This window comes from Bacteroides sp. A1C1 (assembly GCF_004328515.1).
Lineage (GTDB): Bacteria > Bacteroidota > Bacteroidia > Bacteroidales > Bacteroidaceae > Bacteroides > Bacteroides uniformis.
Genome location: NZ_CP036491.1, coordinates 19499 through 39536, shown reverse-complemented (window position 1 = coordinate 39536; position 20038 = coordinate 19499). Strand labels below are relative to the sequence as shown.

Sequence of the window (20038 nt, the reverse complement as noted above, 5' to 3'; positions counted from 1 at the left end):
AATATAGAATGGAAAATCTTGATTGGATAGACCGTTTCTTGGAGAAGCTTGGCGTCGACGCTTTTCTTGAGTTTGAGACGAGGGTATATAGTGCCCTCGACAAGCTCAAGGTCATGCATTACTATGATATCGGGGGCTCGGTCATACCGGAGCAGCAGGAACTATTTATCAAATTCTGTTGCTGCTATATTACCGGGCACTCTGAATACGAATTCAATGAAGACTATACACAGATATGGAGGAAAGAAAGCTATGAACAATGGAAGATGGCAACCCGATGAGGACAGATACGTCCGGGAAAATGTCAATAAGAAAACATTGGAACAAATGGCGGAGCATTTGGGAAGATCCGCATTGGCTGTACAGTTATATATGCACCGGAAGCATATTGTAGTGGGACAAACAGTCAAGCGGAATCTGGTGCAGGAGATTCTCCGACTGAAATTCCGGCATCCGGAAAATTTCATGCCCAACCGTGCCTTCTACCAGGAGGTAGGCATCAACCAGATGCGCTGGTGGGATATTTTCTATGGCCGAAAAAATATAAACCAAGAAGAATATATCGCGTTGTCGAAGTATTTCGGCATAACACTGGAGGAGGCATTCGCAGCGCGTCAACTTTGCATATTTGAAGAACAATGATTGATGACGAATTAAAACAGAGAATAAAGGATGCCAACGAGATTACGGACGTGATTGGCCAGTTTGTATCCCTTCACAAGAGAGGTATCAATTATATAGGGATCTGCCCGTTTCATCCAGACCGGCATCCGTCGATGACCGTCAGTCCGTCAAGACAGACATACAGGTGTTTCGTCTGCGGCAAGGGAGGGGATGTCATCCAGTTTGTCCAGGATCATGAGAACATGTCATTCAACGAGGCTGTCACCTGGCTGGCTGGCCGTGCGGGAATCTCTCTCCCTGAACGGGTGATGTCCGACGAGGAAACGGCCAGGGTAAAAGAACGTGAAGCGCAGCGTATAGCGATGAAAGGCGCCGCATTCTTTTTCGAGAAGCATCTTCCGGAGGCGCAACTTTATCTGCATGACAGAGGGTTCAGCCTGGATGACAAAGTCTTGAAGGATTTCAGAATTGGATATGCCCCGGCAGGCAACCTGGCTAAAAAGGAGATGCTTGCAGCCGGATTTTCCGAACAGAAGCTGCTTGAGACGGACATCCTGAAGAGAAGCGAGAAGAACTTCACCTTCGACACTTTCAAGGACCGCATCATGTTTCCCTATTTTGACATCAAGGGCAACATAAACGGATATACCGGACGCTGGCTGACCCCGCAGGAAAACACCGGCAAGTACGTCAATACCGGGGACACGCCGTTGTTCAAGAAAGGCACTCACCTTTTCGGTCTGTACCAGGCACGTACTGCCATTGCAAGGTATGATTGTGCGTATATAGTCGAAGGCCAGTTCGATGCCATGTCCATGCACAAGTTCGGTGTCTGCAATACCGTTGCCACCAGCGGAACTGCACTGACTCCGGAACAGATACAGCTGCTTGGCCGGTTCACCCATCGCGTGATACTTGTATATGATGCGGATGCAGCCGGGCTGAAAGCGTCACTGGCCAACTGTGAGGCTTTCCTGCGTGCGGGTTTCCAGGTCAGTGCAGTTCCGCTTCCTGAAGGGAAAGATCCTGATAATATTGCCCAGGAGCAGAAACTTGAAACCGGAAAATGGCTTGCAAACCGGGAACAGAATTTCCTTCAATATTTTGCCATCTCCTTACGAGGCAAGAATCCCGGAACCGACCCAAACAGAGAGGAAGAGGCAATGCAACGGCTTTCAACCCTCATATCTGTCATCCCTTCGGAAACGCTTCTTCTCAAGTGCATAGAGATAATGGCCGGGATTTTCGGCAGCAACACGGAAGTCATCCAGCGGAAAGTGAATTCCATCTTGCGGCAGCGGAAGACAGCTTCCATCAAGGAGAAAGACAAGATGGCTCCCGGTATATATGGTATCGATATGATTGCGGAGGCACGTAGCGGGAATGAGCCTTGCATCCTGACATCGAATTATCAGGAGTTCCTCACCTTGTATGGAGATGCCCCCATAGCATACGTCCATGGCATTCCTGGAATGAACGACATACAGCAGTTGCGTCAGGCAAGCCAGATGTTCACCTCTGACAGCGATGGCCTTACCATTGCAAAGGACGGTACGGAATCCGGTTACCTTGCCGGATTATCCGCCATTTTCCGTGCCGGGCTCTCCAATATCACCATAACGGTCGAACGGGATGTCCAGGATGATAATGATGAGGAAGGAAGTGACGACGAGGAAAATATGGACGGGGAGGCAAACGATATCATCGAGACTTTCAATTTCGCGAAATTCTATGTATTCCTGCACAAATCTTTTTTTAAGACCTATAATGGCGAGCGTGCTCCCTATATCGAACGTTGTGCCGAAATAATCAGCTACGCGGAAGATTCGGTACGCATCATCAACTTTACCTACTTTCAGAATTGCCTGGGTCTGACCAAGCAAGCCCTGAATGAAATACTCAAGCCCTATCTGGCCAAACGCAAGTCACGCATGGCCATCAATGCACAACGGACGGACGATGACTATACTGAAGAGAATTATGACCCGGACGAACTTCCCCGTTATGTCCAGGACAATCCGGAATATCTGCAGATGTTCCAGCAATGCAATTACTATCCGAAGTTAAACAAGCAGGGGGAACCGGTATGCTACCTTTTCAAGAATGAGAAGTCCGGCCATACCATGGTAGGTGATTTCTATATGATTCCACTTTTGCATATTTACTCGGACAACGACGAGGAAAACAAGCGTGTCCTTAGAATAAACCGCCGTTATTACAAGACACCGCTTTACATTGAGGTGAATTCCAAAATCCTGGCCAAGAAAAGCACTATTGAGGAGAAGCTGATTATGCTGGAAGCAGTCAACTTCACCAATGGTGAAGAGAAACATTGGACTAAAATACGTGAATATATGAGCAGACATTATGTTACTTGCACAGAGGTTTCCACATACGGGAACCAGCAAGAAGACGGTTTTTCCCGACGGGAAGACCAGCAGTTTTTTGCCTTCGCCAACGGCATCTTCCATGTTGTTGACGGAATACCGAGATTTGATGCGGTAAATGAGCTTGGAGTGGTCACTCACAATGGCCGGAATTATTATCTGCCGGCATTCTCCACCATATATGCCGGTTCCGGCAAGCAGTCCGACAAGTACGAACTTATTTCACAGCTTGTCTATAAGGAAATCCCTATAGACAAACGTTGCACTTTCGACGAATGGGCCTCACTGATGGACCGTGTATATAAAATCAACGACAACGGGAAATGGGCCATTCTCTTTGCCATCATGTGCGCTTTCCGAAGCAATATACACTGCATAGACCGTTTGTTTACAGCGCCATTCTTTATGGGACCGATGTCATCCGGAAAAACACAGATTGCGATATCCATCCGTTCCCTATTCATATCTCCCAAGATACCGATTTTCAACCTGAACATCGGTACCGATGCCGCCATGTCCACATTGATGAGCACTTTCCGGGATGTTCCGGTTGTCCTTGATGAATACAACAATAAGGATATATCAGATATAAAGTTCCAGGCACTTAAAGGAATAGTATATGATGGCGATGGAAGACAGAAGCGTAAAGGCACATCCGGCAAGGAGATAGAAAACGACAAGGTGTACGCGCCGGTTGTCATTTGCGGCCAGGAAACTCCCCAACGTGATGACAATGCACTCATGTCACGTATTATAGTCTGCGAAGTCCCCAAACCGAAAAACCGAACCCAAGAGGAAGTGGAGCTTTTCAACAAACTCAAGGATATAGAGGATCCGGCCAAAATCGGGTTGTCGAATGTCCTCTTTGAAGTCCTTCAGCTGCGTTCGCTGGTAATGCAGCATTTCCGGGCACTGAAGCAGAAATCCTATGATGAATTGAAGCAGGCGCTGATAAATGCCGGTGAGATTGACCGCCTCATGAAGACTGCATCATTGTTTCTGGCGACATGCAGACTGATTGAGGATTATACAGAATTGAAATTACCGTTCACCTATGAGGAGTTTTTTAAAATAGCCTGCGATAAAATCAAATTTCAGGTGGAACTGATTTCCAAGACGGATAAGCTGGCCACATTCTTCAAGGCTATGGATGTGATGATTGATACCAAGGCTATCAGAGAAGGCAGGGACTTCGCCATTGATACACCGGAACGAATCACCATCAAGCTGCCCGGAGGAGAAAAAAAGGAGGTTCCTATTCCTGCAGGAACCCGTGTGTTATTCCTACGCGTCAGTACCATCTATACGCAGTACGCACGTTCTTCTTATAATCAGGAAGACTCAACGCAGTCGACCATCGAGCAGAACCTCCGCTCCCATCCCAGTTACCTGGGCTTTGTCCATGCACGCCGGTTCAACTGGTATGAAGTCGTGGAGGTACCACGCGGCGGTTTCGAGGAAGATACTCCCAATGAAACCGGAATTCCGGTAAAGCTCAACAATGACATGGTGCGTAAAGTTGAGAAGAAGTGTACCAATTCCAGTTGCATAGCTATCAACTACGAAATTTTCAGAGAATTATATAGCATTGATTTGCAACGCGGTTCGGAAGAATCCCGTGTTGACGCTAATCCCGACAATGATCCTATTGGAGCAATCGGTGCCCCCCAAGAGCTGAAGTTCTGATTTTTATTATAAACTTTAAAAAACGAGTTATGGAAACAAAAATTATTACGAGAGTGAACAATGTGGACATCGTCTCTACGAGTGACGAACAACTGGTGCCCATCCGACCGATATGCGAGGCACTGGGCATTGATGCAAACGGCCAAAAATAACGCATCGAACGGAATGAAATACTCGGTCCAGTTGCGTGTATGATACACGCAACTGGAAAGGATGGAAAGACGTATGATATGTATGCCATTCCCTACATGTACATCTTTGGCTGGCTCTTCTCCATCGACACGTTCAAAGTCAGCGAAAATGCCAGAGAGGCCGTCCTGCGTTATCAGACGGAGTGCTACAAAGCATTGTTCGAGCACTTCACCGAGCCGCAAACCTTCCTCAAACAGAAACAGGAGGTCATGGAGAAGAAAGTGACCGAGTACCAGGAGTGCCAGCGCCGCTTCAAGGATGCACAGAAACTGATGAATGAGGCAAAGTCTGAACTGAATCAGGTGATGAAGCTCACCATCGAGGACTGGAGGGCGAACAACCGCCAGTTGAATCTACCGTTCACAGCTGAAGAAATGACCAGGGAAACGGAAAAGGTCACCGGAGAATAAGAACCAAAAGATTGCCAACTTTTAAAACGAACAGATTATGGAAACAAAGATTATTGCAAGAGTGAACAATGTAGATATAGTATCTACGAGTGACGAACAAATGGTACCCATCCGCCCTATCTGCGAGGCGTTGGGCATTGCTTACGAGAGACAGACGACCAAGATAAAAGAACATCCGATTCTCTCTTCAACTGTTACCCTGAGGGTAATGGTTGCCGCCGATGGAAAACAGCGAGAAATGTTGTGCCTTCCATTGGAATTTATCTTCGGTTGGCTTTTTACAATAAATCCGGCCAATGTAAACGAAGATGCAAAACCTACGTTAATAAAATACCAGCACGAATGTTATCATGCCCTGTTCCTGCATTTCACCGCCCGTGCCCAATTTGTAGAACAAAAGCAAATTGAGATAGACCGCCAACTTTCGATTGTAGATGATGCCAAAGAACACTTTCGCACTGCAAAGAATATACTTTCGGAGGCCGAGGCCAAACTAAAACAATTGCGTTCATTGACAATGAATGATTACGATATTGAGAGTAGGCAATTGAAAATAGATTTCTAAAAAATAATCCGGGCAGAATGCCGCACTATTCAAAAATAATCGCTATGTTTGCAATGTCTAACATACATATTCTCACAAATGCGGGCAGCAAGCTTGCATTTTCGGTGCAGGCATTTTTTATGCCCGGACATATTGTGTACCATATATGGTATCCGTGTACCCCCGTGTGGAGCGTTAATGCGCCCACAGCATTTGTGAGATGTGTTAGACAACGGGAAAGGCACGGATACTTTCATTTAAAAAACTTATTGTCATGTCTAACAACAATGCAAAAGTTTCCATCACTGCTCACAACAGTTTCGGAACGTCCGCCCACGAAACGGGCATCAACATCTCCACACTCACCCCTTACGAGTATTTCCACAGTATGGGAATTGATTTGCAAGGTTTCTCCATCCGTATTCTTGGCAAGCGCCGTAAGAACGGTGTTGCCATCACCGGTGTGTTCAATATCAGTGGCATCTACTATACGGTCGGTGCTGAAGACTATGAGCACTTGCTGGTCGATTTGCTGGAACGATACCGGGAGAAACGTGCTTACCATAAGAGGTGCCGGGAACGGAAACGTGAGCGGAACATGCTTTCGTTCATCAACCGTTATCCGGATGCCATGGTACTTCCGGCATACTTTTCTTGACTTGCACCTTTCACATCAACTTTATGCTTTATTCCCGGTGGCCGCCCCATCGGGAATAAATGCTTTTTTATATTCCGATTTACGGACATTTCGTTCGGTTTCATCCTCCTGGTATCTTATGATACTTCCCTACTCCATCCCCCGGACCCCCTGGAATAAAAAGACAAGCAATATAGAGGGAGTTTTGAAAAGAAAATATTTCAAAAGAGGCGTCCAACAGTCCAACAGTCCAACAAGAGAAAGAATTTTAAAATGTAACTCTCTGTTGTATAGTAGTATATATTTTCTATTTAATCATATATATATACTACAATGGCGCTGTCTTGTTGGACGCTGTTGGACGTGTTGGATTGCCATTTTTCAACCATCCAACTGGCTCCGTCCAACAAAAACGGCAAAAAATGCGGCTTGTTGGACGTGTTGGACGTCCTCCAACAGTATTTTCTTTATAGTAAATTTGTATAACTAAATAATAATCAGTAACTTTAATAATGCTGTTGGACTGTAGGACAGTTGGAAGCAAAAATAAACAAAAACGGTTTCAAAAAATTTTTTTAAGGAAATGAGCATGATTACGACGAGTATTTCAATTACACCTTACCTGGCTGAATATCTGCGTGGAAAGTACAACAACGGTGCGGATGAACCTTTCCGTATTCCTGACAATACGGACTTGTACCATGTGATATGGACGCTGATGTCGCGGCGTCATCAGAACCAGTCTCCCATAGATGACGGTAATCTGACTATCATACTCCCGGAGAGGCGTATCGGTAAGGATCCGGAAATATACAACTATCTGTCTCCACGGTCGGCCAAAATCATAGAAACGGAAATACGCAGGATGTTCAACCGGGAACTTCATACGGCAATGGACGAGAACGACTTGAACGGGCATGAGTTGAACAATCTCGATATCGTTCACAATTTCCTATGTGCGTATTGCATAGACAGCATCAGTGAGGATGCGTTGCTGAAGAACTTCTATCGGTGGCGGGAGAACATCCGCAAGCGGAAAAAACGCCGCGAATATAAAAAGAAGTTAAAAAACGGCTAAAAAATCACCGACCGAACTATGCGTTTTGTCCCAAAATGGCGGACAAAATGTCCTATGTATGGCGAACTTGTTGAATTACAAATAAATATCCTAATATGAAAGAACTTTCCATTCAGATTAAAGTCTATCCGGTGAGTAACATGCGCCAGGATGTCTATCGGTTCATGGCCGATGAGTTTGAGTTTACTCCGGTACCGGAATCTTCAGAGGCGGGCCGCTGTTTCAATTGCAATAAAGATATAAGCATAAGCCTTCCTCCATCCGGAGTGATGAAAGACTTCCTGGCAGGCAGGTTCTGCATTGTCGAGTTCACTGACACCAGGCACCGGAGTTTCCGGATCGGGGACAAAAAAATACCCGCCATTGTCTCGATATCGCCCAATCTGAATTCGGCGACTCTGAAAATTGAATGCAAAATGCTCAGTTCCCCGCTATTGTAGCGTCCTTCACCCCTTTCTGCAGGCTGCCTATCTTCGCTGAAAAGATACGCAATGAACAGAACTTATCTACGCCAGCTTCTTACTTTAAATATACACCGGCTTCTTATCACGGCAGAGGGCTTGTCTTCTGCCATGATAGAGGCTTTTCCATTGGTGTCCGCTGACAGTCTGCAGCCGACATCCTTTTTCTTCAATGAAAATCCTCCCACATATAAAGAGACATCGAAAAAGGCCCTTTCACTTCTTCAGCAGGAAATGAAGGCCCGTTCAGAACTCCAGGGGATAACCGTCACCGATGACTTCTCTTCTGACGAACTTCCTGAAGGCAGTATCGCCTATCACCGTATCTGGGGATTCATCACCTCAGATTGTCAGTGGTATTTCTCCTCCAAGCAGTTCGAACGGGACCTGCTTGCGGCAGAAGCCAATCCGGCCATAACCTGCCATTTCCTGCATGTGAACTCTCCGGGAGGGGAAGCATGGTATATGGACAGACTCAGTGAGACGATGCGCTCACTCGGCAAGCCCGTCATGACATTGGTGGAGCAGTGCAACTGTTCGGCCAGCTATTATATAACCTGCCATTCCAGTTTCATTGCCGCACTCACGGCCTATGATACCATCGGCTGCATAGGAACCATGATTTCCACTTGTAACTATGACGGATGGTTCGAAAAGATGGGTCTCAAACTCATCCAGGCCAAAGCCACGAAATCAGACCTGAAGAATAAAAAGACGGATGACTTGCTCAGAGGGAACCCGGAACAGTATATCAAAGAAGAACTGGATCCACCCAATGAACAGTTCCTTGCCGCCGTTCTTGCGTCCAGACCACAACTGGGCAGCCTGCCGGAAGACGACCCGGTATTCCGTGGTGAAACGTTCGATACTCCGCATGCCATCGATAAAGGGCTGGTTGACGCCTCCATGACTTTTCCCGAAGCTGTGGTCAAGGCTGTAGAGCTCGGTCGCAGCTATATGGAGATTGAGAATATAAAAAGAAGTGCTCTCAACTATTTATAACTTAACTTTTGTTTATCATGAATTTAAAGGAAAGAATTCAGACCGTCCTGCAGAAACTGAATCTGCTGGACAAAGCGAAAGCCAATCAACTGACCCAGGAAGAATGGGGACAGATAGTCAACTCCTATAATCAGGAGTACCAGTCTATCCTTCAGGATGACTTGGCTGCGGACCAGGCGGCGCAACGGCAAACGGTTGCTGTCACCCAGGAACAGATTGACCAGGTACAGTCCATTCTTGGAAGTATCGTCAATCCGGTACAAACCAATTCAACAACCACGGAAGAGGAAAATAGTGGGAATGGACCGGTGCAGACCATTTCACAGCCAGCCAACGGTGAAGGCCTGGTGCAACTGGCCACCGCTGTGCAGAGCCTGGTTGACAATATGAACAACCGCGCGGAGGATGATATCCCTTCCCGGACAGTGACAGCTGCTTCCATCATGTTCACGGGACCGGCAGACCGTTCCCGGTATCTTTTCGGTATCGAAAACCAGATGTTCTCCATGTCCGAACGTTGGAACAAGATTGCTGTCAATCCGGCCTCCGCTTCTTCTTACGGTCCATGGAATGAAGAGATTGAAGGGGCCGCTTTCCGTCGCCAGGCCGTTACTTTCTCCCGTTCACTGCAGCAGCGTTACGATTATCTGCACAGAAACGGCATGCTTGACGCCAAACGTCTGGCAGCCGGAGAATTCAGTACGAACTACGAAGGGGTGAATACAGCCGGTGTGGGCAACCAGTATGTGGTTCTGCGTCAGGACTATTTGATTGCCCGTGTACTCTCAGTCCGCGACCTCACGCAGTATTTTCCCGTCCGCTATGGAATTCAGGACCATGACCTCGTGTTCAATGCCTTCTTCTCCGAAGTTTCCCAAGCTTACCAGCAGGGTGAAATCTGGAAGGGTGACATGAAGCTTGAGAACGAGATGGGTCATGTGGATGATGCGATGATCAAGCTCAAGTTCGGTCCGATGAAAGAACTGGAACGCATGTACATCGCTTATCTGAACAAGGAAGGCTCCGATCCTATCAAGTGGACCATGATCGAGTTCTGCATCCTGAACTCATTGGAAACTGCGCAGGTGGAGCAGAACAAACGCCGTATGCGGGGTATCTATGTCAAGCCGGAAACGGGTGTCGCAGGCAATTACTTGAACGCATCGACCGGAATCATATACACGCTGGTCCGCTACATGCATGAGTTTAAGATTCTTCCCCATGACGATGAGTCCTATCGCAGCTACACGGCTTCCAACATGTTGGATTCCGTTCAGGAGTTTGTCGGCGATGTGGTGGCTTCCTGCACGGAAGACATGGACCTTGACCGCCACGTCCTCTATCTGAATAAGACCCATTTGCCCTGGTGGATTAAGAATGTCCGCGCCAAATATGGAAAGGACATTGATTTTTCCGGTCCGGACAGTTACCGCAATGTGGTACCTGACACGAATATGCGTATCATCTGGTTGCCTTACCTCGGTCAGTTTCCCCTCATGTTCATGGATATTCCGGGTAACCTCCAGTTCCTGGAATTCGTACCGGGCGAGATGCTCTCTATCAAGGTGAAAGAGGACATGGAACTGGTAAAGGCATGGTCCACCTGGAAAGAAGGTACCGCCGCTTCGTTCACCGGCCGCCGTTTTGACAGCCTGGAAAAACTGAAGGCCAACAATTACGAATGGCAGCAGATCTTCATGAACAAACCTGCCGTCGATATGGCAGCGGACGCGACCACTGTCGATGCTTCAAAGGGATTCTGGCAGATAACAGCGGCCAACACTGCCGCCAAAGCCATTACGGACATTACGGGAGCCAAAGCCGGTGTAGCCTACATTATTGAATGTGGCAGTACCGAGAATGCCACTACCATCGCCAAGTCGGACAAGTTTGCCGGCATTACGGAAGCTTATACTCCGACCAAAGAGGGTGACTATATCATGGTAATCCTGAACAGCAAGGGTAACTTCCTGGAACTGGAACGTCAGGTAGGCGGTGTACGCAAGGTGAACGCTGCACTCCAGCCCAACATTCCTGGAGTCAGATAATTGGTTGTCTATAAGAACAGATTGTTTTCAGGTAGCGCGGGGCGGGTCCACTTAAGCCCGCTCCGTTTTTTATAACTTAAAAATTAAAATTGTATGAAAGCAAAAAGAATTTCAAATCCTTTCCGTAAAGGGAACCAGGCCGCCCGTAAGATGCAGGTCCGGTTTTTCCTTTCGCTGATGGTGCTTCTGGCACTCGTGTTTATTCTTGACATGGTCATGTCTCCCGGTTCTGTGCTGGGAATTTACGGATTTTCCGGTACCACACTGGCCGCCATGATGGTCATCGGTGACGTGGACGATGTATCCGACCGTAAGACGCACGGCTCGAATATAGCCTACAAGATTTACCTGGTGGATGTCGACCAGATAAATTCCGATGTACCCTTTCCGCTTCCAAACCAGCAGCGTGAGATAAGCACCATCCCGATGAAAGCCGGACAATACATGAAGTACTTTGCGGCGCACGATATTCCCACCTACACTTCAACCGGTGAGAAAGGTGACATTACCACCAGCGGTACGAACACTTTTGTTGCCGTCATGGGCGGCATGCGTGACCAGCTGCTCGATTTCATTGAACAGCATGCCGGAGGCAAGTTCATCATCCTTTTCAAGGAAGTGGGCGATGCGCAGTGGTACATCCTCGGCAACTATGACCGTCCGATGGTACTCTCCTCCTTCGAGTCCAAAAATGACAAGGACGGGCGTTATGTAACCTATACCTTCACACGTACAAGCATTGACCAGTACTACAAGTATACGGGCGATATTGTCCGTGCTCCGGCAGCGGCTCACACGGCTGGCGCAACGGCACTTGCCATTAAATCCACCAACAACCGTTATACCATCCCCGATGGCAGTGAAGGCACATACGCCATTTCCACTGTCAGCGGATTGACAGCCAATGATAAGGGACGTTACATCACACTTGAGGGTACCGGTACCGACAAGGCGGCCACCATTGCCGACGGCAACAGCTTTGTGCTTGAGGATGGAGCTACCTGGACAGCCAAAGCGGGTTCTTCCATCACCTTCATGGTGCTTGATGCCTCTACACTTGTCGAGGTATCCGGCAGCCGTGTGCAGACAGCTTAGTAAAAAACACCTCTTACAAGTCAGCAGAATTCCCTTATAGGCAGCGTGTTGGCTTGTAAGACTTAAATCTGTATGTTATGTATAGTTTCAAAGAAAAGAAGACACATTTCGTGGCTCTCCGGAATCCGGATGTGGCACAATATGACCTTGAGTTACTGGCTAAAGAAGTTCCTGGATTTCCGCAGCTTGCCACATTCTCACGCAATCCCAAACGTTATGCCGATGATATCCTTTATGCACTGTTAGATTGTGCCACACGTGAGAAGATACGTGAGTATCGCCGGGCTATGATCGCAAAAGAGGCAGAAGATGCCGGAGAAAAGAAAACAGAAGCCCCTACTGCGGAAAAACCGGCCGAAAAAAAACAGCAAATGCCCAAAGGGGAAACAACACATACTGAAGGAACCGGTCCACATGATGACGTGGAAAAGCCTGAAACAGCTCCGGCTGACAACTCGGCAGAAGAGTTGAAACAAGCGCTTGATGAAGCGGAAGCCCGTGCTGAAGAAGCCGAACAGCGTGCCGATGAAGCGGAGGAAGCCAGGGATGAAGCGGAAGCCCGTGCCCAGGAGACTGAGCAGGCGCTGGAAGAAGAGAAAAAAAAAGAGCCGGCCAAGGTTCCGGTAAAGTCCAAAAGCAAGAGGAATACCCGCAAATCGACTGGGACAACCTATTCGACCCGCAAGTCCAAATAGCCACACTCATCTACAACGACCGTGTGGTCACTTGGAAACAGATGAAGCAGCTCGACGAAAGTCTGGAAAGAAAACCGCAGAAGCGTGACATCATGGACATGGTGGAACTGCGTATCCGTAATCTTCAGGCATTCGATGAGCTGCAATCGTTCAACGACACTGGGAAGTTCCTCTACATCCATCCGCTCATAGCCCACCAGTCAGAGAGAGCACAACTGGAGAAGCTGCTGCAGACGGACCCGCAGGAGTTCCTGCGCCTGCATAAGAATGTGACGGACAATATCCGCAGATACGAGTGTTACCTGAAACGCGCTGACAGGCAAAACAAGCGCACCCAAGACAAGGAGAATCTCCGACGTCACCGTGAACGGGAATCACTGTTCAAAGCAATATTGCAAAAATTCAATTCGAAGTAAAATGGAAAAGCTGATAGAAGTATTTAATTTGGGTGGTTTGCCTACTGCCCCGCTGGATTCGTTCTTGGAGCTTCAGGAGGACTTCAAGAAGTCTGATCCTGACAAATTATCGAAACTGCAGATGCTTATCATCACCCGTGGTTTCAAGTATGCATTCAAAGCCTGGCAGGATCCGGACGGAAAGCTCTGGATTATCGATGCCCATCAGAGACGGAAGGCACTGCTTGCATTGCGCAAGTCTGGGTTTACAATACCGGAAATACCTTATGAACCCATTTTTGCGGCAGACAAGAAGGAAGCGGTAGAGGAAATCGCAGCCTATAATTCCGAGTTTGCCACCAGGAATCCGGATACCCTGCTGTTCAAAAAATATAATATAGATTCTGACACCCTGCAGCGCTTCAACCTGGGTTATGAGGTCAAGACCACTGATTTCGGGCAGGTTTCCCCCCTTTTTGCCCAAGAACATGAGTCGGAAAATGTGCAGGAAGATGCCATCGATTTTAATGTTCCTGCATCTGAAGATACTGTAATTGCCAGACCCGGCGATATATGGTTACTCGGTAACCATCGTCTGATGTGTGGCGATTGCCGTTCCAAATCGGACATCACGGCGCTGATGGATGGGCAGCATGCGGACTTGTGCGTCACGGATCCACCGTACAACGTGAACTATGAAGGCGGTACAGAGGAGGAACTCACCATCCAGAACGATTCCATGGAAAACGACTTGTTCGCCACCTTTCTCAGGCAGGTGTTCTCTGTCATGTTCGCCGTACTCAAGCCGGGAGGATCCTACTATATATTCCATGCGGACAGTGAAGGCGAGAATTTCCGGGCTTCTCTCAGGAAAGCGGGATTCAAGATTGCACAATGCTGCATCTGGGTAAAGAATACTATGGTGATGGGACGCCAGGATTATCAATGGCAGCATGAACCTTGTCTCTATGGCTGGAAACCGGGTGCCGGACATCAATGGAATTCCGACCGTAAGCAGACTACCGTCTGGAATTTCGACAAGCCGCAGCGCAATGCCATACATCCGACAATGAAGCCCATAGCCCTTATGGCATATCCAATATCCAACTCCAGCACTCCTGGTCAGATAGTCCTCGACATCTTCTCCGGATCCGGTTCTACACTCATGGCATGCCAGCAGATAGACCGTATCTGTCATGCTATGGAGATAGACCCGAAATATGTTACAGCCACCATTCACCGGTACCGCGCCATGTTCCCTGAGCAGCCCGTCCAGTTAATCCGGAATGGAGAAATTCTTTCTGTTACAGATACCCAATCCTTGTTGAAATGAAAAAGGAACTCACTCTAACTTCAGACACTGATAAAGCCGTCCTGATAGGCGATGAATATGTATCCCAAGTGCGTACTTTCGGTGCTTTGGGATACACTCCCCACCGTATATGTACGCTTCTCGGCCTGCGTGGAAAGGAAAGGACGGCACTGACAGTCCGCTTGTTGATGCCCGGAGATGTATATTACGACGCCTACCGTAACGGTTGTGCCCTGGGAGAATACAATATCGATGCCGAACTTGCCAAGAAAGCCGAGACCGGTGATGTGTCGGCCATTGAGACCTTGGAAACACGTAAGCAGGAACGGACAGTCAAAGACTTAAGAAACCAACTCTTTGGAATATGACCAGACTCGACACCCTTGATAAGATACATCCGGACTTGATATCCGCATTCCTCACCACCGGGAAGTGTGATGGCATTCCTGCCGATGTGCAGTTATTCCTCAAGCAGCTGCAATGGGCGGCGGAGATTTACGAATACGAGCGTAACATCACCCGTGCCGCCAAGCAGCTGCGCCAGCGCATCAATGCCCAGCAGCAGATTAATGTGGATGAACGTACATGTAAGGCACGCATTTATGCGGCCATCAATTACTTCAATATCGACAACAATGTGTCCATCAAGGTGTGGGAGTCCAACTATGCCGACAAGTACGAGGATCTTGCCAAACTATGTGCGGCTGCCGGTGACTACAAGACCCAGGGCAAGTGCTATGCCGCCGCCCTGGAGTGCCGTCGCCGTGCCGCCGAGATTGCTGAAGCCGACCGTAACCTGGGGATCGTCTTCCTGATATCTCCCGAACTTACTCCGGAAGACCTGGGATACAGCAAGGCCTCCCTGAAGGAGATTGCCTCCAAGCACAATCAAGGCTTCTATCTGAACTTGATAGAGAACCTTCCCATCGAGAAAGCCGAGAAGAAGCGTCTGCTGCGCGATGCGGATATTGAGGAAGCTGAATACGAAGAACTTAATGAAGAGTAAGATGGAAACTGATATTGAAACCACTTCCCAGTTTGAGGAATACTACATGAACCAGATGCAGATACTGGTCAATGTCATCGATGCCAACAACATATTTGCCGAAGTGGCGCGTGCAGGTGGCAAGACGGAAGGTATCACCGGCCCACGTATCATCCGTGTGGCCAATGACATGCCAGGCGAGCTGTCGTTTCTGGTACATAAGACCTACGTTGCCCTGATGACGAACGTATGGCCCAACCTTCAGGCTTATTTCTCCAGGGAAGTCACCGTAGGTGGGAAGGTACGTTCCATGCTGGAGTATGGCATCGATTATGTGGTGGGCGAAAATAAGCTCCCTTCTCATTTCCGCAAGCCCCGATATCCCATATCCTACCCCAAACACAGTGTCGTTTTCCGGGACGGCCATCACATCCAGTTGGTAAGCTCGGACCAGCCGGAGTCCGTTGCCGGACGCTCTGCCGTCCACGCCATCATTGAAGAGATGAAACACAACAAAGGGGAGAAATTGAAAACCCGCTTGTTCCCTTCCCTCCGTGGTGCCAGTGCCGAAATACGCCGGTCACCTTATTACCAAGGAATCACGGGCGTATCCGATACCGCGCGTGTGGACCTCGGCGAAGATGACTGGTTCGAGGAATATGAGAAAAATATGGATACGAAACTGATGGAGGAAATATCTACAGTTGCGCTTCATGTAAATGCAGCTATCTATCAGAAATACAAACTTATAAATTCCCAACGGGAAACTACAAATCCCGTTACCCTTGAACGTATCCGTCTTGAAATCATCAGACAGGATCGCATCATATCCTTATGGCAGCCCCGCCTGGCGGACATGCGCCGTAACGCCACGTTGTACGTCCGTGCCAGTTCCTTCTGCAACAAGGATATCCTCGGTCCGAAGTTCTTCAAGACGCAGCTTGAGACCTTGGATATGGACGAATTCCTCACTTCCATCTGCGCTATCCGCCATAAGGAGGTTATCAACAAGTTCTTCGCCAACTACAACAAGGAGAAACATCAGTATGCAGACAGCTATATCTATGAATCCATTCTACGACTTGACCTGCGGGAACATTTTCTACTCACAGCCCGCTATTTGAAGCACTACAACAAGCGTGACGAGCTACTGGTAGGATATGACCCCGGCCACTTTTCCAGCCTTGTTGTCGGGCAGGAAAAGGAATACGGCCGTCAGCTCCGTATTATAAAGGAACTCTATTGCTGTTACCCGGATGAACAGCCCGAACTCGCCCGTCAGTTCTATGAGTTTTTCGGTGCTGATTCCCAGAATAAGCGTATCATTCTCTACCCTGACCGTGCCGGGAACAAACGCCGTGAGGAACTGGAACAGATAACCACCGACAGCCGTGCCTTGAAGCGTGAGTTGGAAAGTTATGGCTTTGAGGTGGAACTGATGAACGAAGGGCAGGCCACCGTATATCATTGGCAACAGTTCAAGTTGTTGCTTCTTATGTTTGGAGGCCGGAGCAATGCCTTGCCGGAAATTTTGATAGACGAGAACGAGTGCAGGAACCTTTGCAGTGCCATTATGCTGTCACCGTTGAAAAAAACGGAAGGCCGCATCGAGCTGGACAAATCTTCGGAAAAGAAAGTGCCTCTCAAGAACCAGGCCGGACTGACAACGCAGCTTCCCAGTGCCCTGATTTATCTTCTTTTCGGGCGTTATGGAAACAAAGTGTTGAGTGAATTATCGTCCATGCCGGACAATTTACCTGATAATCTGGCTATATAACGGCTGTTTTTCACTATAAAAATGGTCAGTAAAGATACAATAATGGTATCGTTTGACATTAAAACAAACGCCTTTCATTTAGAAACCAGACTTTTATGTTTTTAAAAAAGGAAAGCGTTTTCTTCGTGAGGCGCTGTTCAGCACGCACCGCTGAGTTTTGGAGTTGCAAGGCATTCTTCGAGGTTCCTCGGAAATATGACGGAGGGGGCTTTCCGTCCTTTTTCCCGCAGTAGAAACCTGCTACTTTCGGGCATGGAAATGACAATGACCGGTATTCAAGCGATGCAATGGGCCAAAGAGATATCAAAACTGCCTGACGGCTGCTTTACCATTGCCTTCTTCCCGTGTTCCAGGCATAAGGGGGAGGCATCAGCCACATTGACAGTTAAAGAAGGATGCAGATGGCGTACTCAACTGCCTGAAGAAAGATTCAGTATAGACAGTGACAACTTCTTTCTGTTTACAGATGCAGACGGGGAACCCAAGATGTGCTACCGTATTCTCATCAGGTACATGGGCTTTCCTCAAGATGGTTTCAAACTTCATAAAATAGATTGGTTATGAGTAAAAGCAATCTCAAAATGGTAGGCAACTTCGGTTGCTATCTTGACGATGACAATGTAATATCTTTCCAGATTGGAGACAGACCGATGGCTTCAGTCCTGGAACCAGATCCGATGTTCCCCCTGAGTGGAGGAAGTCTTCCGGATACGCAGTGGCAGAGCATCCAGGGATTCCAGGTGTGCAGCCGTGGCTCCAACAACATGAAATGCGAGGAAGTCGCGTCCGACATAAAGAAGAACCGGCTTCTGCCGAGATTGATTACCAAGCAGGTCAACATGCTGTATGGTCATGGGCTTGCCGTGTACAAGCCGGCAATCGTGGACGGGAAACTTCAGAAACAGTGGGTTGACTGTCCGGAAATCATGGACTGGCTCAACAGTTGGGAACAGCGCGGTCTTGAATCGGGTTATAAGGAAGTGGCGAAGTCAATCATCAAGAACTACTACTATTTCAGGGACTGTTTCGTAAAGTGGCGCTTCACAAAGGGAAAAGCAAGAGGGACGATGCCCGTTGCCGGCCTTGAAGCCATGGAGAACAGACATTGCAGGCTGGCCACCACCAAGAAGGATGTGGCGACAGATGTTGTCTACTACCGGGATTTCCGCTACATTGCCGTAGGGCGTTGGGGGTATGGCACCTCCAGTTTCCGCATCTATCCGAAGTTTTCCTTTTCGGAGCTTGCCAATTACAGATTTGCGGCCATTTCCCATCACCGGGAAAAATCCGTGGATGAGTTCTACGGTGTGAACGAAACCCATGCCGGTACCAGGTCCTACATCAAGGGTTCCAACGATACGGCTGATTATATCAACTCCTTTTTACGTAATTCGCTTGCCGCCAAGATACACATTGTCATCCCCAATGCCTGGCTTGAGTCCAAGAGGATCCAGATAACCAAACTCTGCGACGAGAATAAACGGCGCAAGAAGAACAATGAGGAAGAACTGATGTACAATGGCATCGTGATTGGTTCGGAATTCAAGGAATCCACCCTGATAAAGTATCTGCAGTCTGAACTACGTAAGATATCCCGCTATCTGTCCGGTGCAGACAACCAGGGTAAGGCATATGCGACAATCAGCTTCAAGAACAGCCAGGGCGAAGAGGAACGCTGGAAGATAGAGACGGTTGATTTGAAATACAAGGAATATATCGATGCCTTGATATCCTATGACAAACGTGCCGATGAGGTGCTGCTGTCAAGCGTGGGACTTGACTCCTCCATATCCAGTGTCAGCAAGGACGGAGTCATATCCAAATCAGGAGCCGATGCGTATTACAACTATCTGATATACATAATGTCACTGACATCGGAAGACGAAATCTGCTCCGAACCGTTCAATATGGCCATACAGATAAACTTTCCCCATTTATACAGCCAGGGGTACCGTCTTGGATTCTATCGCGAAGTCCCGGCACGCCAGGAAGATGTTTCACCTCAAAACAGACTAAATCAGCAACAGTCATGAGAATATTGGAAGAACTGTTTACCACCATTTCGGAATTCCGGAAGTATGCTCCCTATGCAGAGAGCAATGTCACTTTCGACCAGCTCAATTCGTCTGCCATTTCTGCAAAAAAGCAGATGGTTATCATCCTTACCAAAGATGTCTACACCGATCTGACGGCAGACGAGGGCGAACTGAAGGAGGCCCTGCGTCTTGCGATGGCCAATCTTACCATGGCCAAACAGCTCATTTTTGATGTTGTATCCAAACGTAAGGATGATGTCGATATATACAAGCATGAGCAGGAAAGCATGCGCAGGTCGTATATCGAGAACTATTATAATGCCATGGATACTGTCATCCAGTTGCTTGACAACAGTCAAACTGTACCTTCCTGGAAGGAAACGAGATACAAGAAGATGCTTGATGTTCTTAAAATAAAGAGTACGGAGGAATTCGACATGCTGTATACGATAGACATGTCCTATCTGTTTTTTTTTCCGGACTATACCGATCCAGAGCGAAGCGCTGGATGACGGGATATCGGCCTATTTTGAGCGGGCAGAGAAAAAGGAAGAGGTACTGCGTCTCCTCAAACGATGCCTCGCCAAGCAGACCATAGCCATTGCCCTGCGGCGATTTGACATTATAGAGTTTCCACCGACAATAAGAAGTCTGTTTGACGAGTCTAAGGCAAG

The 20038-nt window shown here is 48.0% G+C and carries 21 protein-coding genes; all 21 read left to right on the top strand.

Features of this window, described 5'->3' with window-relative positions; all coding sequences use genetic code 11:
• Positions 1-8: 8 nt before the first annotated feature.
• The gene (locus EYA81_RS00200; protein WP_119957877.1) at positions 9-281 is read left to right on the top strand and encodes a hypothetical protein; all 273 of its coding nucleotides are present in this window, start codon (positions 9-11) and stop codon (positions 279-281) included.
• Entirely contained in the window at positions 217-642 is a 426-nt protein-coding gene (locus tag EYA81_RS00195; RefSeq protein ID WP_233534024.1) for an XRE family transcriptional regulator, read from the top strand. Before EYA81_RS00200 ends, EYA81_RS00195 begins: the two co-directional genes overlap by 65 nt.
• Complete coding sequence (dnaG, locus tag EYA81_RS00190) at positions 639-4697, top strand: DNA primase (RefSeq protein WP_131225241.1); 4059 nt, start codon at positions 639-641, stop codon at positions 4695-4697. Before EYA81_RS00195 ends, dnaG begins: the two co-directional genes overlap by 4 nt.
• Positions 4698-4726: 29 nt before the next feature.
• Complete coding sequence (locus tag EYA81_RS19775; RefSeq protein WP_255425191.1) at positions 4727-4849, top strand: hypothetical protein; 123 nt, start codon at positions 4727-4729, stop codon at positions 4847-4849.
• Between the two features lie 39 nt (positions 4850-4888).
• Complete coding sequence (locus EYA81_RS00185; protein ID WP_242672404.1) at positions 4889-5299, top strand: phage antirepressor N-terminal domain-containing protein; 411 nt, start codon at positions 4889-4891, stop codon at positions 5297-5299.
• 37 nt (positions 5300-5336) lie between these two features.
• Positions 5337-5864, top strand: a complete 528-nt coding sequence (locus EYA81_RS00180) for a phage antirepressor N-terminal domain-containing protein (RefSeq protein WP_131225240.1) — start codon at positions 5337-5339, stop codon at positions 5862-5864.
• Between the two features lie 253 nt (positions 5865-6117).
• Positions 6118-6501, top strand: coding sequence for a hypothetical protein (locus EYA81_RS00175; protein WP_131225239.1), 384 nt, complete (start codon positions 6118-6120; stop codon positions 6499-6501).
• Positions 6502-7069: 568 nt separating this feature from the next.
• Positions 7070-7558 carry a hypothetical protein gene (locus EYA81_RS00170; RefSeq protein WP_119957919.1) on the top strand — a complete coding sequence of 163 codons (489 nt, stop codon included), beginning with the start codon at positions 7070-7072 and terminating at the stop codon, positions 7556-7558.
• Between the two features lie 95 nt (positions 7559-7653).
• Positions 7654-7998, top strand: coding sequence for a hypothetical protein (locus EYA81_RS00165; RefSeq protein ID WP_117652841.1), 345 nt, complete (start codon positions 7654-7656; stop codon positions 7996-7998).
• Between the two features lie 51 nt (positions 7999-8049).
• Positions 8050-9021 (top strand): S49 family peptidase, encoded by a 972-nt coding sequence (locus tag EYA81_RS00160; RefSeq protein WP_119993437.1) that lies wholly within the window; start codon positions 8050-8052, stop codon positions 9019-9021.
• A 17-nt stretch (positions 9022-9038) separates the two neighbouring features.
• Positions 9039-11069 (top strand): hypothetical protein, encoded by a 2031-nt coding sequence (locus tag EYA81_RS00155; protein WP_131225238.1) that lies wholly within the window; start codon positions 9039-9041, stop codon positions 11067-11069.
• A 93-nt stretch (positions 11070-11162) separates the two neighbouring features.
• Positions 11163-12164: a hypothetical protein gene (locus tag EYA81_RS00150; RefSeq protein WP_131225236.1), complete on the top strand. Its 1002-nt coding sequence runs from the start codon at positions 11163-11165 to the stop codon at positions 12162-12164.
• A gap of 77 nt (positions 12165-12241) precedes the next feature.
• The gene (locus EYA81_RS00145; protein ID WP_131225235.1) at positions 12242-12859 is read left to right on the top strand and encodes a hypothetical protein; all 618 of its coding nucleotides are present in this window, start codon (positions 12242-12244) and stop codon (positions 12857-12859) included.
• Positions 12860-12900: 41 nt separating this feature from the next.
• Entirely contained in the window at positions 12901-13275 is a 375-nt protein-coding gene (locus EYA81_RS00140; protein WP_044467552.1) for a hypothetical protein, read from the top strand.
• Between the two features lies 1 nt (position 13276).
• The gene (locus EYA81_RS00135; RefSeq protein ID WP_131225234.1) at positions 13277-14587 is read left to right on the top strand and encodes a site-specific DNA-methyltransferase; all 1311 of its coding nucleotides are present in this window, start codon (positions 13277-13279) and stop codon (positions 14585-14587) included.
• Positions 14584-14934 (top strand): hypothetical protein, encoded by a 351-nt coding sequence (locus tag EYA81_RS00130; protein ID WP_117652836.1) that lies wholly within the window; start codon positions 14584-14586, stop codon positions 14932-14934. The genes EYA81_RS00135 and EYA81_RS00130 overlap by 4 nt, the downstream gene beginning before the upstream one ends.
• Positions 14931-15572, top strand: coding sequence for a hypothetical protein (locus tag EYA81_RS00125; RefSeq protein ID WP_131225233.1), 642 nt, complete (start codon positions 14931-14933; stop codon positions 15570-15572). The genes EYA81_RS00130 and EYA81_RS00125 overlap by 4 nt, the downstream gene beginning before the upstream one ends.
• A gap of 1 nt (position 15573) precedes the next feature.
• A complete protein-coding gene (locus tag EYA81_RS00120) occupies positions 15574-17328 on the top strand; it encodes a hypothetical protein (RefSeq protein ID WP_131225231.1) in 1755 nt (584 codons plus the stop codon).
• A 252-nt stretch (positions 17329-17580) separates the two neighbouring features.
• Positions 17581-17892, top strand: coding sequence for a hypothetical protein (locus tag EYA81_RS00115; RefSeq protein ID WP_044467557.1), 312 nt, complete (start codon positions 17581-17583; stop codon positions 17890-17892).
• A complete protein-coding gene (locus EYA81_RS00110) occupies positions 17889-19361 on the top strand; it encodes a hypothetical protein (RefSeq protein ID WP_119961577.1) in 1473 nt (490 codons plus the stop codon). The genes EYA81_RS00115 and EYA81_RS00110 overlap by 4 nt, the downstream gene beginning before the upstream one ends.
• Complete coding sequence (locus EYA81_RS19380; RefSeq protein ID WP_242672403.1) at positions 19358-19876, top strand: hypothetical protein; 519 nt, start codon at positions 19358-19360, stop codon at positions 19874-19876. The genes EYA81_RS00110 and EYA81_RS19380 overlap by 4 nt, the downstream gene beginning before the upstream one ends.
• The last annotated feature ends 162 nt before the right edge of the window (positions 19877-20038 follow it).

What these genes read in the sequence shown, in the direction of transcription:
- EYA81_RS00200 (WP_119957877.1), top strand. Translation starts at nt 9, where the DNA reads ATGGAAAATCTTGATTGGATAGACCGTTTCTTGGAGAAGCTTGGCGTC.
- EYA81_RS00195 (WP_233534024.1), top strand. Translation starts at nt 217, where the DNA reads ATGAAGACTATACACAGATATGGAGGAAAGAAAGCTATGAACAATGGA.
- dnaG (WP_131225241.1), top strand. Translation starts at nt 639, where the DNA reads ATGATTGATGACGAATTAAAACAGAGAATAAAGGATGCCAACGAGATT.
- EYA81_RS19775 (WP_255425191.1), top strand. Translation starts at nt 4,727, where the DNA reads ATGGAAACAAAAATTATTACGAGAGTGAACAATGTGGACATCGTCTCT.
- EYA81_RS00185 (WP_242672404.1), top strand. Translation starts at nt 4,889, where the DNA reads ATGATACACGCAACTGGAAAGGATGGAAAGACGTATGATATGTATGCC.
- EYA81_RS00180 (WP_131225240.1), top strand. Translation starts at nt 5,337, where the DNA reads ATGGAAACAAAGATTATTGCAAGAGTGAACAATGTAGATATAGTATCT.
- EYA81_RS00175 (WP_131225239.1), top strand. Translation starts at nt 6,118, where the DNA reads ATGTCTAACAACAATGCAAAAGTTTCCATCACTGCTCACAACAGTTTC.
- EYA81_RS00170 (WP_119957919.1), top strand. Translation starts at nt 7,070, where the DNA reads ATGATTACGACGAGTATTTCAATTACACCTTACCTGGCTGAATATCTG.
- EYA81_RS00165 (WP_117652841.1), top strand. Translation starts at nt 7,654, where the DNA reads ATGAAAGAACTTTCCATTCAGATTAAAGTCTATCCGGTGAGTAACATG.
- EYA81_RS00160 (WP_119993437.1), top strand. Translation starts at nt 8,050, where the DNA reads ATGAACAGAACTTATCTACGCCAGCTTCTTACTTTAAATATACACCGG.
- EYA81_RS00155 (WP_131225238.1), top strand. Translation starts at nt 9,039, where the DNA reads ATGAATTTAAAGGAAAGAATTCAGACCGTCCTGCAGAAACTGAATCTG.
- EYA81_RS00150 (WP_131225236.1), top strand. Translation starts at nt 11,163, where the DNA reads ATGAAAGCAAAAAGAATTTCAAATCCTTTCCGTAAAGGGAACCAGGCC.
- EYA81_RS00145 (WP_131225235.1), top strand. Translation starts at nt 12,242, where the DNA reads ATGTATAGTTTCAAAGAAAAGAAGACACATTTCGTGGCTCTCCGGAAT.
- EYA81_RS00140 (WP_044467552.1), top strand. Translation starts at nt 12,901, where the DNA reads ATGAAGCAGCTCGACGAAAGTCTGGAAAGAAAACCGCAGAAGCGTGAC.
- EYA81_RS00135 (WP_131225234.1), top strand. Translation starts at nt 13,277, where the DNA reads ATGGAAAAGCTGATAGAAGTATTTAATTTGGGTGGTTTGCCTACTGCC.
- EYA81_RS00130 (WP_117652836.1), top strand. Translation starts at nt 14,584, where the DNA reads ATGAAAAAGGAACTCACTCTAACTTCAGACACTGATAAAGCCGTCCTG.
- EYA81_RS00125 (WP_131225233.1), top strand. Translation starts at nt 14,931, where the DNA reads ATGACCAGACTCGACACCCTTGATAAGATACATCCGGACTTGATATCC.
- EYA81_RS00120 (WP_131225231.1), top strand. Translation starts at nt 15,574, where the DNA reads ATGGAAACTGATATTGAAACCACTTCCCAGTTTGAGGAATACTACATG.
- EYA81_RS00115 (WP_044467557.1), top strand. Translation starts at nt 17,581, where the DNA reads ATGGAAATGACAATGACCGGTATTCAAGCGATGCAATGGGCCAAAGAG.
- EYA81_RS00110 (WP_119961577.1), top strand. Translation starts at nt 17,889, where the DNA reads ATGAGTAAAAGCAATCTCAAAATGGTAGGCAACTTCGGTTGCTATCTT.
- EYA81_RS19380 (WP_242672403.1), top strand. Translation starts at nt 19,358, where the DNA reads ATGAGAATATTGGAAGAACTGTTTACCACCATTTCGGAATTCCGGAAG.